Genomic DNA, 15,265 nt, shown 5'->3' on the forward strand with positions numbered 1-15,265 from the left:
GGACCGTGACGGTTCCGGCCATTCTCCGTCACGATCCGGTCCGCATCGTGGGCCCGGACCCGTCATTCTTGGCATGGCCGGTCACGCCACCGGATATTGGGCAACTCGCACCGCAATCCGAACAGTCTGGATCCCCTCCCCATGGCCCGTACCTCCGCGCCCCCGGCGCCCGGGACGACCTCCGCCACCGACACCGCGGCAGGCGGCCGACAGCTCTCGCACGGCCTCAAGCAGCGCCACCTCTCGATGATCGCGCTCGGCGGCGTCATCGGCGCCGGCCTCTTCGTCGGCTCGGGGGCGGGCATCGCGGCGGCCGGCCCGGCGATCATCCTGGCGTTCACCCTCTCCGGCCTGCTGGTCATGCTGATCATGCGGATGCTCGGCGAGATGTCCGCCGCCCGTCCGGCCTCCGGCTCCTTCTCGGTGCACGCCGAGAAGGAGATCGGCACCTGGGCCGGGATCACCGCCGGCTGGATGTACTGGGTGATGCTCTGCTGCGGCGTCGCCGCCGAGGCCACCGCCGCCGGAAAGATCGTGAACGGCTGGATCCCCGGCGTCTCCGCCTGGGTCTGGGTCGGCCTCTTCATGGTCTTCTTCTGCGCCAGCAACCTGACCGCGGTGAAGAACTTCGGCGAGTTCGAGTTCTGGTTCGCCGCCATCAAGGTCGCCGCGATCGTCGCCTTCCTCGTCCTCGGCGGGCTCGGCGTGGCCGGGGTGCTCGGAGACGGCGCCCCGGGGACGAGCAACCTCACCGGTCAGGGCGGCTTCCTGCCCAACGGCGTCAGCGGGCTGATCGTCGGCCTGCTCGCCTCGGTCTTCGCCTACGGCGGCCTGGAGACCGTGACCATCGCCGCCGCCGAGTCCGACGACCCCAAGAAGAACGTCGCCAACGCGGTGCGCACCGCGGTCTGGCGGATCGCGATCTTCTACATCGGCTCGATGGCGCTGGTCGTCACGCTGGTCTCCTGGAAGGACCCGTCGGTCGTCGAGAACGGCCCGTACGTGACGGTCCTGCAGCACCTGGGCGTGCCCGGGGCCGGCACCATCATGGAGGCCGTGGTGCTGATCGCCCTGCTCTCCGCGATGAACGCCAACATCTACGGCTCCTCCCGGATGGCGTACTCGCTGGTCTCCCGCGGGCAGGGCCCCAAGGCGCTGGCCAAGGTCAGCAGCGGGGTGCCCCGGATCGCCGTGCTCGCCTCCTGCCTGTTCGGCTTCGGCGCGGTGCTGGCCGGCAAGTTCTGGCCCGACACCGTCTTCACCTGGCTGATGAACACCACCGGCGTCGCGATCCTGGTGGTCTGGTTCTTCATCTGCGTCGTCCAGCTGAAGATGCGCCGCCGGCTGGAGCGCGAGACGCCCGAGCTGCTCACCGTCCGGATGTGGGGCTACCCGTACCTGACCTGGATCGCGATGGCCGCCGTGCTCGGCATCCTCGGGCTGATGACCACCACCGAGGGCAACCGCGAGCAGCTGTACGCGGCCGGGGTCCTGGTCGCCCTGCTCGTCGCCGCCGGCCTGGTCAAGCAGCGCCGGGACGCCGCCCACTGACGCACCGTCGGCCGGATCACACCCCCGGGCCGCCGCTCGCACCCCCGCGAGCGGCGGCTCGTCGTTCGTCGGCGGCATGATCCGCGCCACAGCAACCGGCGCGGCCTTGGGAGGACATCGGTACGCAGGCTATCTTCTGCCGTGACGATTTTCTCCCGCCGCAAACCGGGCAGTGCCGATGCCCGCACAACCGGCCGAACCAACCGGCTGGCAGTACTCGACGGTTTGCGGATATTTGCCGCACTCCTGGTGGTCTTCCACCACTATGTCGGCTACGGCGGCGGTTTCACCCCCACCGACGGCGCCTGGGGCAAGCCGCCCGAGCAGGTCTTCCACCGCGCCTCCGCACTCGGGGCCTACACCTGGACCGGCATCTGCCTGTTCTTCGTGATCAGCGGCTTCGTCATCTGCATGAGCAGCTGGGGCCGCCCCGTGGGCGACTTCGTCCGCTCCCGGGTCATCCGGCTGTACCCCGCGTACTGGTTCGCCATCCTGCTCAGCACGGCCGTCGTGGCGCTCTGGCCAATCGTGCGGCACCCTCTCAAGCCGGAGCAGGTCCTCGCCAACCTGACGATGTTCCACATGGGCCTGGGGATCGACAACGTGGACGCCGTCTACTGGACCCTCTGGTACGAGCTGCGGTTCTACCTGCTCTTCGCCATCGTGGTCTGGCAGGGCGTGACCTACCGCCGGATCGTCGCGTTCTGCTCGATCTGGACGGTCGCGGGCATCGTCTCCACCAGCACCCACTGGCCGGTGCTGGAATTCTTCGCGATGTCCGACGTGTCCTCGTTCTTCGTCGCTGGTCTGGCGCTCTACCTGGTCTACCGGTACGGGCCCAACCTGATGCTGCTCGGCATCGTGGGCATCAGCTGGATCCTCTCGATCCTCTTCACGATCAACCACCAGCACACCGTCAGCTCCATCCTCGGCAGGCCGAGCCTGCACGTCTGGCCCGCCCTGCTGATGGTCACGCTGTCGTACCTGGTGATGATCGTGGTGGCGCTGGGCTGGACCTCGCGGATCCAGTGGCGCTGGCTCACCTTCGCCGGCTCCCTCACCTACCCGCTCTACCTCGTGCACGAGACGATGGGCTGGACGGCCCTGCGGGCCCTCTACGACCACGGCACCAAGCCCTGGGCCGCGGTCGGCTACGTCACCGCCGGCATGCTGGTCGCCGCCTGGCTGATCCACCGGCTGATCGAGCGGCCGCTGACCCCGCTGCTCAAGCGGGGCATGATCACGAGCATCGACCAGCTGCGCGCCGCCGAGCCCGCTCGTGCCGCGCCGCCGGCGGCTCCGGCTCCGGCCGGCCCGGCCATGGACGCCGTGCCGCCCGCGCGGCCCCCGCACGGGGCGACGGAGGCGGAACGCTCCCTCGTCTGACGCTCCCCGGTCGGACATGGCAGGGCCCGGTACCGCCCTTGGGTTCCAAGGTCCTCGCAACTCCCACAGATCGTGAGTGTCGCGAGGACCGTGAGATCCCGAGCCAGGTACCGGGCCCTGTGCCGTGTGCGGCACCGAACGCGACTCCGCGCGCGGTGCCGTGTGCGGTGCCGTACGGGTGCCTACTCGAAGGAGGGGCCCGCCGTACGGGTCCGCTTGATCTCGTAGAAGCCCGGGGTGGAGGCGACCAGCAGCGTGCCGTCCCAGAGGCGGGCGGCGGCCTCGCCGCGCGGAGTCGGGGTGACCACCGGGCCGAAGAACGCGACCCGCTCGCCGTCGGCGCCCTCGACGGCGATCACCGGGGTGCCGACGTCCTCGCCGACCAGGGTGATGCCCTCCTTGTGCGAGGCACGCAGGGCCTCGTCGTTCGCGTCCGTCTCGCCCGCGGCGGCCAGCTCGGCCGGCAGGCCCGCCGCGACGAGCGCCGCCTCGATCGTCTCGCGGTTCTGCGGCAGGCCCTGGTTGTGGAAGCGCGTGCCCAGCTCGGTGTAGAGCCGGCCGAGCACCTCGTCGCCGTGCTGCTCCGCGGCGGCGATGCAGACCCGGACGGCGCTCCAGGCGTTGTCCAGCAGGGTGCGGTAGTCCTGCGGCAGGTCACGGTGCTCGTTCAGCACCGACAGGCTCATCACGTGCCAGCTGACGTCCACCGGGCGCAGCGCCTGGACCTCGATCAGCCAGCGCGACGTCATCCAGGCCCACGGACAGGCCGGATCGAACCAGAAATCGGCGGTCTTGCGCTCAGCGGCAGTCGTCACGGCTGTCGTCCTTCGTCGGGAGAGTGCGGCGGCCCCTGTCCGGGGCTTCCCCGACGTCAACACCCACCCGGTGCCGCTGATTCCGGGCTCGCGGCGCGAATTGTGCAATGGTACCGGCGCAGGGGGCGTGAAAGGATGCCCCCGCAGCACCACAACGCGCAGCACCGATCCGACCAGCGAAGAGCGCACCACCGTGCGAGCCGGACAAAGGAGTACCGCCGTGCCGGGCAAGAACCTGAGCCGCGACGAAGCCCAGCAGCGGGCCAGCATCCTGGCCGTGGACAGCTACCAGGTCCGGCTGGACGTGACCTCGGCCCCCGACCCGGCGGCCGCGACCTTCCGCTCCACCACCACCGTGGCGTTCCGCTGCACCGAACCGGGCGCCGCGACCTTCCTCGACCTGCTGGCGTCCGGCGTCCGCGCGGTCACCCTGAACGGCCGCACGCTCGACCCGGCCACCGCCTTCGACGGCGCCCGGGTGCACGTCGACGGCCTCGCCGCGGAGAACGTGCTGGTGATCGACGCCGACTGCGCGTACAGCCGCACCGGCGAGGGCCTGCACCGGTTCACCGACCCGGTCGACGGCGAGACCTACCTCTACACCCACTACGAGCCGGCCGACGCCCGCCGGGTGTTCGCCACCTTCGAGCAGCCCGACCTGAAGGCGCCGTTCACCTTCACCGTGACCGCCCCGGCGGCCTGGGACGTCCGGTCCAACGCGGTGCACACCGAGGTCACCGACGAGGGCGACGCCCGCACCTGGCAGTTCGCGCCGACCCGGCCGATCTCCACCTACCTCACCGCCGTCGTGGCCGGGCCGTACCACGTGGTCCGCGACCACTACAGCCGCACGCTCGCCGACGGCACCGTGCTGGAGATCCCGCTCTCCGCGCTGTGCCGCAAGTCGCTCGCGCCGTACTTCGACGCGGACGAGATCCTCGGCGTGACCAAGCTCGGGCTGGACTTCTTCCACGAGGAGTTCGACTACCCGTACCCGTTCGGCAAGTACGACCAGGCGTTCGTCCCCGAGTACAACATCGGCGCGATGGAGAACCCGGGCTGCGTCACCTTCCGCGAGGAGTTCGTCTTCCGCTCGAAGGTCACCGACGCCGCGTACGAGGGCCGGGCCAACGTCATCCTGCACGAGATGGCGCACATGTGGTTCGGCGACCTCGTCACCATGCGCTGGTGGGACGACCTCTGGCTGAAGGAGTCCTTCGCCGACTTCATGGGCTCCTACGCGCTGATCGGCGCCCGCACCCGGTACTCCTCCGCCTGGATCACCTTCGCCAACCAGCGCAAGGCCTGGGCCTACCGGCAGGACCAGTTCCCGACCACGCACCCGATCACCGCGGACATCCGGGACCTGGAGGACGCCAAGCTCAACTTCGACGGCATCACCTACGCCAAGGGCGCCTCGGTGCTCAAGCAGCTGGTGGCGTACGTCGGCGCGGAGGCCTTCTTCGAGGGCGCCCGCCGGTACTTCCAGCGGCACGCCTTCGGCAACACCGAGCTCAAGGACCTGCTGGACGTCCTGGAGGAGACCAGCGGCCGCGACCTCACCTCCTGGGCCGCCGCCTGGCTGCAGACCTCCGGCGTCAACTCGCTGACCCCCGAGGTCACCGTCGACGCCGCCGGCCGGATCACCGAGCTCGCCGTCCTCCAGGACGCGGGCAACGGCACCACCCTGCGCCCGCACCGGATCGCGGTCGGCCTCTACGACCGCGGCGACGACGGCTCGCTGGTGCGCACCGACCGGATCGAACTGGACGTGACCGGTGCCCGCACCGTCGTCGCCGCGGCGGCCGGCCGCCCGCGGCCCGCACTGGTGCTGCTCAACGACGACGACCTGACGTACTGCAAGATCCGCTTCGACGCCGAGTCGCTGGAGACCCTGCGCGCCGGCCTCGGCGACATCGGCGACGACCTGGCCCGGGCGCTCTCCTGGTCCGCCGTCTGGAACCTCACCCGCGACGGCCTGATGCCGGCCCGCGACTACGTGGACCTGGTGCTGCGCTTCGCCGGGCAGGAGGCCAACATCGGCGTGCTGCAGTCGCTGCACACCCAGGCCAAGGGCGCCGTCGACCTCTACGCGGACCCGGCCTGGCGCGGCGAGGGCGGCCGGCTGCTGGCCGACGGCGCGCTGCGCGAGCTGCGCGCCGCCGCTCCCGGCAGCGACCACCAGCTGGCCTGGGCGCGTTTCCTGGCGCAGACCGCCAACGGCTCCGAGCACCTCGGCCTGGTCCGCGGCCTGCTGGCCGGCACCGCCCGGATCGACGGCCTGGACGTGGACCAGGAGCTGCGCTGGGCGCTCTGGCTGGCGCTGTCCGCGGCCGGCCAGGCCGCCGACGACGAGCTGGCCGGGGAGCTGAAGGCCGACAACACCGCGGGCGGCAAGCGCCAGTACACGCTGTGCCTGGCGGCCCGGCCGACGCCCGAGGCGAAGGCCGCCGCCTGGTCGGCCGTGGTGGACTCGGAGGAGCTGCCCAACGCCCTGGTCGAGGCCAACATCGCGGGCTTCGCGCTGCCCGCGCACCGCGACCTCACCTCGCTGTACGCGGCGCCGTACTTCAAGCTGCTGGAGCGGATCTGGTCCGAGCGGAGCATCGAGATCGCGATGCGGATCGTCGGCGGCTTCTTCCCGCACGCACAGATCAGCGAGGCGACGCTGGCCGAGACGGACGCCTGGCTGACCGGCCACCCGGGCGCGGCGCCCGCGCTGCGCCGGCTGGTGCTGGAGCGCCGGGACGACCTGGCCCGGGCGCTGCGGGCGCAGGCCTGCGACCGCGCCTGAGCCCCCGCGGCACCGCAGCACCACGGGGGCCCCGCCGCGAGCGATCGCGGCGGGGCCCCGGCCGTTCCCCGGTCAGCCGCGCTGGAGGCCGCGGTCCAGGGCGGCGATCCCGCTGCCCTGCGCGTCGTCGCCGTCCAGCGACCAGACCATCACGCCGCCCAGGTCGTTCCAGCGGGTGTAGCGGGCCTTCTGGGTGAGCACCTCGGCGTTGTCGTAGCTGTAGAAGTTGGTGCCGTCGTACTTCCAGCTCGCGCCGTGGTCGCGGTCGGTGTAGACCTTGCCCGGCAGGGCGGCGATCTGGTTGTAGGTGTAGTCGGGGGTCGCCGCGGTGGCCGGCTGGTACAGGCCGCCGCGCTTCCCGGCCTGCACGCCGGTCCAGCCGTGGCCGTAGAACGGCACGCCGAGGACGATCTGCTCGCCCGGCAGGCCGTGCTCGGCGTAGAAGTCGACCGCCTTGTCGGCACTGCGCTGCCGCGGCTCCGGGTCGGTCGGGTCGGAGTAGAGGTTGGCCTGGTGGTTGGCCGGGCCGGTGCCCTCCCAGGGGCCGTGCAGGTCGTAGGTCATCAGGTTGAGCCAGTCGATGGAGCGCGAGAGCCTGGGCAGCTCCAGCCGCGCGGCGACGGTCTCGTTGGCGGCCACGGCCGCGGTCAGCAGGTAGTGCGGGCCCTTGCGGCCGCTGAGCTGGTCCAGCTGACGGCGGAACTCCTGCACCAGCAGGGTGAAGTTGTGGCCGTCCTCGGGGCGCACGACGTTGCCGCCGTCACCGCCGCCGCCGGGGTACTCCCAGTCGAGGTCGATGCCGTCGAAGACGCCGGCGGCCACGCCCTTGCCGCCCTCGGCGGTGCCGAGCTGCGGCAGGTTGCCCTTGATGTACAGGTCGAGGCAGGAGGAGACGAACTTCTTGCGGGACTCGTCGGTGGCGGCGGCGTCCGAGAAGTACTTGGACCAGCTCCACCCGCCGAGCGAGATCACCGTCTTCAGCTGCGGGTTCTCGGCCTTGAGCTTGCGCAGCTGGTTGAAGTGGCCCTTGAGCTTCTGGTCGGCGCGGTCGGCGACACCGTCCACCGACTCGGCGGCGGAGAACGGGCGCTGGTAGTCGTTCAGGGCGTCGCCCTGGCCGGCCTCGTTGCTCTCGAAGCAGGTGCCCTCGGCGGAGACGTTGCCGAAGGCGTAGTTGATGACGGTGAGCTTCCCGGCCTGGCCGGACTCCTGCACCCGCTTCGCGGAGCTGTCGGCGCCCCACTGGGTGAAGTAGCCGACCCGCTGCCCCTTCAGCTTCGGGCCGTGGTCACGGTCGTGGGCCTGGGCCGTGGGGGCCGCGAGGGCGGCGGCCACCGTGGCGGCGGCGATGAGGGCGGCGGTGCGACTGAGCATGCGCATGGGAGAAGACCTGCGGCTTTCTCTGAGTCAGCGTCAAATGGTCTGGACCAAGCTGAAACAGAGGTTTAGTCCATTTGATCGGGACATACAAGAGGCCGGACCGCGCGAACGCGATCCGGCCTCCTGTTGACCTGATGTTTGCAGCCGCTTGACCGGCCGCTGCGACTAGCCGATCAGGCTGCGCAGCACGTACTGCAGGATGCCGCCGTTGCGGTAGTAGTCCGCCTCACCGGGGGTGTCGATGCGGACGACCGCGTCGAACTCCTTGTCCCCGGCCTTGACCTTGACGGTCTTCGGGGTGCGGCCCTCGTTGAGCTCGGTCACGCCGGTGAAGGAGAAGGTCTCCTCGCCGGTCAGGCCGAGGGACTCGGCGTTCTCGCCCTCCGGGAACTGCAGCGGGAGGACGCCCATGCCGATCAGGTTCGAGCGGTGGATGCGCTCGTAGGACTCGGCGATGACGGCCTTCACGCCGAGCAGCGCGGTGCCCTTGGCGGCCCAGTCGCGGGACGAGCCGGAGCCGTACTCCTTGCCGGCCAGGACGACCAGCGGGGTGCCGGCGGCCTGGTAGTTCTGCGAGGCGTCGTAGATGAACGACACCGGCGCGTCGGCCTGGGTGAAGTCGCGGGTGTAGCCGCCCTCGGTGCCCGGCGCGATCTGGTTGCGCAGGCGGATGTTGGCGAAGGTGCCGCGGATCATCACCTCGTGGTTGCCACGGCGCGAGCCGTACGAGTTGAAGTCGCGCTTCTCCACACCGTTGGCGGTCAGGTACTGCGCCGCCGGGGTGCCCGGCTTGATGTTGCCGGCCGGGGAGATGTGGTCGGTGGTGACCGAGTCGCCCAGCTTGGCCAGGACGCGGGCACCGGCGATGTCGGTCACCGGGCTCGGGGTCTTGGCCATGCCCTCGAAGTACGGGGGCTTGCGGACGTAGGTGGACTCGGCGTCCCACTCGAAGGTGTTGCCGGTCGGGACGGGCAGCGACTGCCAGCGGTGGTCGCCGGCGAAGACGTCCTGGTAGCCCTTTTCGAACATGGCCTCGTCGATGGAGCCGGCGACGGTGTCGGCGACCTCCTGCTCGGACGGCCAGATGTCGGCGAGGAAGACGTCGTTGCCGTCGGCGTCCTGGCCCAGCGCGTCCTTGGTGATGTCGACGTTCATGTTGCCGGCGAGGGCGTAGGCGACCACCAGCGGCGGGGAGGCCAGGTAGTTCATCTTGACGTCGGGGTTGATCCGGCCCTCGAAGTTGCGGTTGCCGGAGAGCACCGAGACGACGGCCAGGTCGGCCTCGTTCACCGCGGCCGAGACCTCCTCGGGCAGCGGGCCCGAGTTGCCGATGCAGGTGACGCAGCCGTAGCCGACCAGGTTGAAGCCCAGCTTCTCCATGTACGGGAGCAGGCCGGCCTTCTCGTAGTAGTCCATGACGACCTTGGACCCGGGGGCCAGGGTGGTCTTGACCCACGGCTTGACCGTCAGGCCACGCTCCACGGCCTTCTTCGCCAGCAGGGCGGCGCCCAGCATGACGGAGGGGTTGGAGGTGTTGGTGCAGGAGGTGATCGAGGCGATCACGACCGCGCCGTTGTCGATCTCGTAGCTCGAACCGTCGGGGGCGGTCACCGCGGTCGGCTTCGAGGCCTCGGCCGAGTAGGTCGGCAGCGCCTCGGCGAACCGCTCGGCGGCCTCGGCCAGGATCACGCGGTCCTGCGGGCGCTTCGGGCCGGAGATCGACGGGACGACGGTGGAGACGTCCAGCTCCAGGTACTCGGAGTAGACCGGCTCGACGGCCGCGTCGTGCCAGAGGCCCTGCTCCTTGGCGTACGCCTCGACCAGGGCGAGCTGCTGCTCGCTGCGGCCGGTGAGCTTCAGGTAGTTGATGGTCTCGCCGTCGATCGGGAAGATCGCACAGGTCGAGCCGAACTCCGGCGACATGTTGCCGATGGTGGCGCGGTTCGCCAGCGGGATCGCGGTGACGCCCTCGCCGTAGAACTCGACGAACTTGCCGACCACACCGTGCTTGCGCAGCATCTCGGTGATGGTGAGCACCAGGTCGGTGGCGGTGGTGCCGGCCGGCAGCTGGCCGTTGAGCTTGAAGCCGACCACGCGCGGGATCAGCATGGAGACCGGCTGGCCGAGCATCGCGGCCTCGGCCTCGATGCCGCCGACGCCCCAGCCCAGCACGCCCAGGCCGTTGACCATGGTGGTGTGCGAGTCGGTGCCGACGCAGGTGTCCGGGTAGGCCTGGCCGTTGCGGACCATGACCGTGCGGGCCAGGTGCTCGATGTTGACCTGGTGGACGATGCCGGTGCCCGGCGGGACGACCTTGAACTCGTCGAACGCGGTCTGGCCCCAGCGCAGGAACTGGTAGCGCTCCTTGTTGCGGCCGTACTCGATCTCGACGTTCTGGACGAAGGCGTCCGGGGTGCCGAACTTGTCGGCGATGACGGAGTGGTCGATGACCAGCTCGGCCGGGGCCAGCGGGTTGATCTTGGCCGGGTCGCCGCCGAGCTCCTTGACGGCCTCGCGCATGGTGGCGAGGTCGACCACGCAGGGCACGCCGGTGAAGTCCTGCATGATCACGCGGGCGGGCGTGAACTGGATCTCCTGGCTCGGCTGCGCCGTGGCGTCCCAGTTGCCCAGGGCGCGGATGTGGTCGGCGGTGATGTTGGCGCCGTCCTCGGTGCGGAGCAGGTTCTCCAGCAGCACCTTGAGGCTGTACGGCAGCCGCTCGGAACCCTCGACGGCGGAGAGCTTGAAGATCTCGTACGACTCGTCGCCCACCTGCAGCGAGCTGCGGGCGTCGAAGCTGTTCGCGGACACGACTGACTCCTTCTAGGTGCTTCGTGCGGTATCCGGCCGCCACGGTGGTAAGGTCAGCCTTACTTAGGCTTACCTTGCCCGCACCGCCGGTGAGCGCCTCTCGGCAAGTATCTTGATGTCGAGATATATAGTAAGGGGCAGTTATCTCGATGTCGAGATAAACCATAGTGCATGGCGCCGCGGACACCACCGCAGGCATGCCCCTCCCCCTGTCTACCGTGCGGGACCGCCGGAGCGCGCGTCGGGGAGCCCCTCACCGCCCGTCGGGACCGCGCTTCTTCCGCTCCAGCCGGATCAGCCAGACCGCCCCCGCCACCACCGCGGCGGCCACCAGCAGCACCACCACCAGCGACCCCCCGGAACCGCCCGGCTCGGGCGCGACGTCCGCCAGCGGGCCGGCGGACGTCAGGACGGCGGACGCCGGCGGCAACGGCGGCAGGGGCGGCAGGGCGTGGGGGGAGGACAGCGAGTGCAGGGACGGCAGGACGGTCATCATGGGGACTCCTTGGTGAGCGGCGGATCGGTGGGCGTCGGAAGCGGTGGAACGGTCCGGGCCTCCCCCAGGCCGAGGACGAGCATCAACAGGACGGGGAACTCCAGGTAGGCGTGGTAGCTGGCCAGCGCCGCGTACAGCGTCCGGCCCTGGGCGTAGTCCGCCGCGAACAGCACCGCCAGCAGGCCCCCCGCCACCGCCCCCAGCAGCCAGGCCCGACCGCCGCGCAGCGCCGGCAGCCGCCGCTCGAAGACGCCGGTCGCGTCCGGCGCGTACCGCGGCAGGAACCACACCCAGACCACGTAGTGCATCGACTGGAGGAAGGCGAACACCGCCAGGAAGCGCAGCCCCACCCCCGGCGTCAGCCACGTCGGCGGGGTGTACGTCACCGCCAGCTTCGCCGTCAGACCCGTCCCCGGCGCCAGCCAGCCGTCCAGCACCCCGGCCAGCAGCAGGGCCGGCACCAGCAGCACCCAGCCGCACTGCAGCCCCAGGAAGACCGCCCGGCCGCGCACCAGCCGCCGCGACCACTCCCAGAGGAACAGCAGCGGCACCACGTTGTGCAGGTGCGCCAGCACCACGAAGTGGTACGCCGGGAACGCCAGCGAGGCCGACGCGGCCACCGCCAGCACCGCCCCGCTCCCCGCCAGCAGCAGCGGACGGCGGCGCAGCCCCGACCAGCAGGCGGCGGCCAGCAGCCCGTACGCCAGCAGGATCTCCGCCCGCTGCGCCACCGGGTGCGGCACCAGCGAGGGCGGCACCAGCCGGCAGCACACGATGCCGGTCACCAGGACCAGCAGCAGCCGGAGCAGCGGCCCCGCCAGCACGGCCGCGAAGCGGCCCGCCACGTAGCGCAGCTCCAGCACGTTGTGCAGCACCCCGAACGCGGCCAGGCCGACCACCGCCAGCCCGGCCGGCACCCGCAGTGCGAGCACCAGCGCCAGGGCCGCCGCCAGCACGAACCCGGCCGACGGCGCGGCCCCCAGCCGGACGGCCGGACCGGCGGACGACCGGACGGCCGCCCCTTCCACGGTGGCGATGGCCACGCTCCCCCTCCCCGTGGCACGATCCCGCCGTGCCCTATCCCCCGGCCCTCGCCCTCACCCTGCTGGTCGAGACACCGCTCTACACCGCCGCCCTCACCCGGGCCGGCGGCATCCGCCCGGCCCGGGCGGCGACAGCCGCCGTCCTGGTCAACCTGGCGACGCACCCGTTGCTCTGGTGGTCACTGAGCAGGTGCGCCGGCGGGTCCGCCGCAGCGTACTGGACCGCGTTCGCGGTCGGCGAGATCACGGTCTGCGCGGTCGAGGCGGCGCTGCTGCGCCCGCTCACCGGGCTGCGCCTGGGCGAACCGCTGCCCTGGGCCGCCGCCGGGACGGCCAACGCGGCCTCGGTGCTGGCGGGGCTGCTGGCCTTCGCCCGCTGAGCCGCCGGCTGAGCTGCCGGCCCGGGCCGGCAGCCCGGCGGGGCCCTTCGCGCGGGCGGGCCCGTCCACCCGCCGGGTACGGTGGCCGGTGATCCGACACGCCGGAACAGACTGGGACAGGCCGGGAGCCGACTGATGATCGTGGTGGACGCGTCCGCGCTGGTGCTCGCACTGGCCGACGAGGGCGAGCGCGGCGTGGCGGCCCGGGCCGCACTGGAGGCGGGCGGCGAGTGGGTGGCCCCCGAGCACATCGTCATCGAGGTGATGCAGTCGCTGCGCGGCCTCTACCTGGCCAAGGAGCTGACCGCCGAACGGGTCGGCGAACTCGCCGCCCGGCTGCCCGGGCTGGCGATCCGCAAGGTCGAGGTGGTGGAACTGCTCGACCGGATCTGGGAGCTGAAGGACAACCTCACGCCGGACGACGCCGCGTACGTCGCCGTCGCCGAACGGTTCGGGGCGCCACTCGTCACGGCGGACCTGCGGCTGATGCGGGCGAGCGGTCCGCGCTGCGAGATCCGGGGCATCGGGGCCGCACCCCGCCCGGCGTAGGCGCGCTCCCGCCGCGTCCGGCGCGAGGCCGGTGCCCGGGGTGCCCGGGGTGCCCGGGGTGCCCGGGGTGCCCGGGGTGCCCGGGGTGCCCGGGGTGCCCGGGGTGCCCGGGGAGCGTCCGGCGGGGGCCGGGGGTGCCCGGGAGACTCCGGGGGTGTCCGGCGGGGGGCGGAGGCCGTTGAGCAGTGCGTCCGCCGCACCGCCTCCGGAAGGTCCGCCGATGTCCGCTCCGTTCGCCGCCGCCCTGCTCCCGTTCGCCCTGCTGGCCACCGCCGCCGCGCCCGGCCCGGCCGGCCCGCCGACCCCGGCCGACTCCCCGCGCGGGCCGTTCCCGGTCTCCGCGCCGGCCCCGGCCGGCTCCCAGGCTCCGGCCGACCCTCCGGTCTCGGCCGACTCTCCGGTCTCGGTCGTCGAGGCCGACTTCGACCCGGCCACCGCCTTCGTCCCGCCGACCGCGATCAGCCACGCACCGGACCTGGTGCCGTACGGCTCGCACGTCCGGGTGGTGGTCGACCGGACCCGGCCCGGACGGACCGTGCTGACGCTCACGGGGGCCGGGCTCGCGCCCGACCACGAGTTCCCGGTGCACCTGCACACCGGCTCCTGCGGAGCCGACCCGGCCACCTCCGGCCCGCACTACCAGGACGCCGTGGACCCGGTCCGCCCCTCGGCCGACCCCGCCTACGCCAACGACCGCAACGAGCTGCGGCTCACGCTGCGCACCGACCACCGGGGCGACGGCAGCGCGGCCGCCGCCGTGGCCTGGCAGCCGCGGCCGGGCGAGGCCCGCTCGCTGGTGCTGCACGCCGGCAGCCCGGCCGGCGCGCACGCCGCGGGCGACCGGGCCGCCTGCGTGAAGCTGGAGCGGTGAGGCCCGGGAGGAGCGGGCCCGGCCCACCGGGGCCTCCCGGAACGACCTTCAGGACCCCAGGGTGGCGACCAGGACGGCCTTGATGGTGTGCAGGCGGTTCTCCGCCTGGTCGAACACGACGGAGTACTCGGACTCGAACAGCTCGTCGGTGCACTCCAGCTCGGCCATCCCGGTCGCCTCGAACATCTGCCGGCCGACCACCGTGCCGAGGTCGTGGAAGGCCGGCAGGCAGTGCAGGAACCGGACGACCGGGTTGCCGGTGGCCCGGACGGTGTCCATCGACACCTGGTACGGCTTGAGCAGCGCGATCCGCTCGGCCCAGACCTCCTTGGGCTCGCCCATCGAGACCCACACGTCGGTGTAGAGGAAGTCGGCGCCGGCCACGCCCGCGTCGACGTCCTCGGTGAGGGTGATCCGGGCGCCGGTCGTCACGGCGAGCTCCTGCGCCGTCTTCTGCACGTCCTCGGCGGGCCAGAGCGCGCGGGGTGCGACGATCCGGATGTCCATGCCGAGCAGGGCCCCGGTCACCAGCAGCGAGTTGCCCATGTTGGAGCGGGCGTCACCGAGGTAGGCGAGGGCCACCTCGGTGAGCGGCTTGGCGGTGTTCTCCTGGACGGTCAGCACGTCGGCGAGCGTCTGGGTGGGGTGCCACTCGTCGGTGAGGCCGTTCCAGACCGGGACGCCGGCGTGCGCCGCCAGCTCCTCGACGACCGCCTGGCCGTGGCCCCGGTACTCGATGCCGTCGAACATCCGGCCCAGCACCCGCGCGGTGTCCTTGACCGACTCCTTGTGGCCGATCTGCGAGCCGGAAGGGTCCAGGTAGGTGGTGGTGGCACCCTGGTCGCGGGCGGCCACCTCGAAGGCACAGCGCGTCCGGGTGGAGGTCTTCTCGAAGATCAGCGCGATGTTCTTGCCGAGCAGCCGGGGGCGCTCGGTGCCCGCGTACTTCGCCGCCTTGAGCTGGGCGGCGAGGTCCACCAGGAAGCGGAACTCCTGGGGCGTGAAGTCGAGCTCCTTGAGGAAGTGCCTGTTCCGGAGATTGAACGCCATGCCGGGCTCCTGGGGTGACGGGGCAGAAACGGGAAGCGGCAACTGTATACGATACTCGGAATTTCTATGCAGGGCGGGCGTGCTGCCTGGCGGTAACAAGAACGGTACGGGGCCCTGCGGCAAACGCCGCAGGGCCCCT

Annotated in this window: 12 protein-coding genes; 6 read left to right on the top strand and 6 right to left on the bottom strand. The window is 71.7% G+C overall.

The genetic code is table 11. From position 1 onward, the window contains the following. Positions 1–141 precede the first annotated feature (141 nt). Positions 142–1,551: an amino acid permease gene (locus OH807_RS14810; RefSeq protein WP_406198589.1), complete on the top strand. Its 1,410-nt coding sequence runs from the start codon at positions 142–144 to the stop codon at positions 1,549–1,551. A gap of 141 nt (positions 1,552–1,692) precedes the next feature. Then, positions 1,693–2,937 (top strand): acyltransferase family protein, encoded by a 1,245-nt coding sequence (locus OH807_RS14815; protein WP_406198591.1) that lies wholly within the window; start codon positions 1,693–1,695, stop codon positions 2,935–2,937. A 182-nt stretch (positions 2,938–3,119) separates the two neighbouring features. Here the strand turns inward: OH807_RS14815 and OH807_RS14820 are convergent, their stop codons facing one another. After that, positions 3,120–3,752: a DsbA family protein gene (locus tag OH807_RS14820; protein WP_406198594.1), complete on the bottom strand. Its 633-nt coding sequence runs from the start codon at positions 3,750–3,752 to the stop codon at positions 3,120–3,122. Between the two features lie 220 nt (positions 3,753–3,972). Between OH807_RS14820 and pepN the strand changes: the two genes are divergently transcribed. Further along, positions 3,973–6,546: an aminopeptidase N gene (pepN, locus tag OH807_RS14825; RefSeq protein WP_406198597.1), complete on the top strand. Its 2,574-nt coding sequence runs from the start codon at positions 3,973–3,975 to the stop codon at positions 6,544–6,546. A 72-nt stretch (positions 6,547–6,618) separates the two neighbouring features. Here pepN and OH807_RS14830 read toward each other — a convergent pair whose 3' ends face one another. The 4 genes from OH807_RS14830 to OH807_RS14845 all read right to left on the bottom strand — a co-directional run bounded on the left by OH807_RS14830 (position 6,619) and on the right by OH807_RS14845 (position 12,276). Further along, the gene (locus OH807_RS14830) at positions 6,619–7,926 is read right to left on the bottom strand and encodes a glycoside hydrolase family 18 protein (RefSeq protein WP_406198599.1); all 1,308 of its coding nucleotides are present in this window, start codon (positions 7,924–7,926) and stop codon (positions 6,619–6,621) included. Positions 7,927–8,091: 165 nt separating this feature from the next. Continuing rightward, positions 8,092–10,737, bottom strand: a complete 2,646-nt coding sequence (acnA, locus tag OH807_RS14835; RefSeq protein WP_406198601.1) for an aconitate hydratase AcnA — start codon at positions 10,735–10,737, stop codon at positions 8,092–8,094. Positions 10,738–10,990: 253 nt separating this feature from the next. Further along, entirely contained in the window at positions 10,991–11,233 is a 243-nt protein-coding gene (locus OH807_RS14840) for a hypothetical protein (RefSeq protein WP_406198603.1), read from the bottom strand. Next, on the bottom strand, positions 11,230–12,276 hold the full coding sequence (locus OH807_RS14845) for a hypothetical protein (RefSeq protein WP_406198605.1): 1,047 nt from the start codon (positions 12,274–12,276) through the stop codon (positions 11,230–11,232). Before OH807_RS14845 ends, OH807_RS14840 begins: the two co-directional genes overlap by 4 nt. A gap of 29 nt (positions 12,277–12,305) precedes the next feature. Between OH807_RS14845 and OH807_RS14850 the strand changes: the two genes are divergently transcribed. The 3 genes from OH807_RS14850 to OH807_RS14860 all read left to right on the top strand — a co-directional run bounded on the left by OH807_RS14850 (position 12,306) and on the right by OH807_RS14860 (position 14,076). Then, positions 12,306–12,656 carry a hypothetical protein gene (locus OH807_RS14850; RefSeq protein ID WP_406198607.1) on the top strand — a complete coding sequence of 117 codons (351 nt, stop codon included), beginning with the start codon at positions 12,306–12,308 and terminating at the stop codon, positions 12,654–12,656. Between the two features lie 135 nt (positions 12,657–12,791). Further along, positions 12,792–13,205, top strand: a complete 414-nt coding sequence (locus OH807_RS14855) for a type II toxin-antitoxin system VapC family toxin (protein WP_406198610.1) — start codon at positions 12,792–12,794, stop codon at positions 13,203–13,205. 220 nt (positions 13,206–13,425) lie between these two features. Beyond that, positions 13,426–14,076, top strand: a complete 651-nt coding sequence (locus tag OH807_RS14860; protein ID WP_406198612.1) for a superoxide dismutase family protein — start codon at positions 13,426–13,428, stop codon at positions 14,074–14,076. A 48-nt stretch (positions 14,077–14,124) separates the two neighbouring features. Here the strand turns inward: OH807_RS14860 and argF are convergent, their stop codons facing one another. Next, complete coding sequence (argF, locus tag OH807_RS14865) at positions 14,125–15,126, bottom strand: ornithine carbamoyltransferase (RefSeq protein ID WP_406198614.1); 1,002 nt, start codon at positions 15,124–15,126, stop codon at positions 14,125–14,127. Between the last annotated feature and the right edge of the window lie 139 nt (positions 15,127–15,265).

Source organism: Kitasatospora sp. NBC_01560, assembly GCF_045208415.1.
Taxonomy (GTDB): domain Bacteria; phylum Actinomycetota; class Actinomycetes; order Streptomycetales; family Streptomycetaceae; genus Kitasatospora.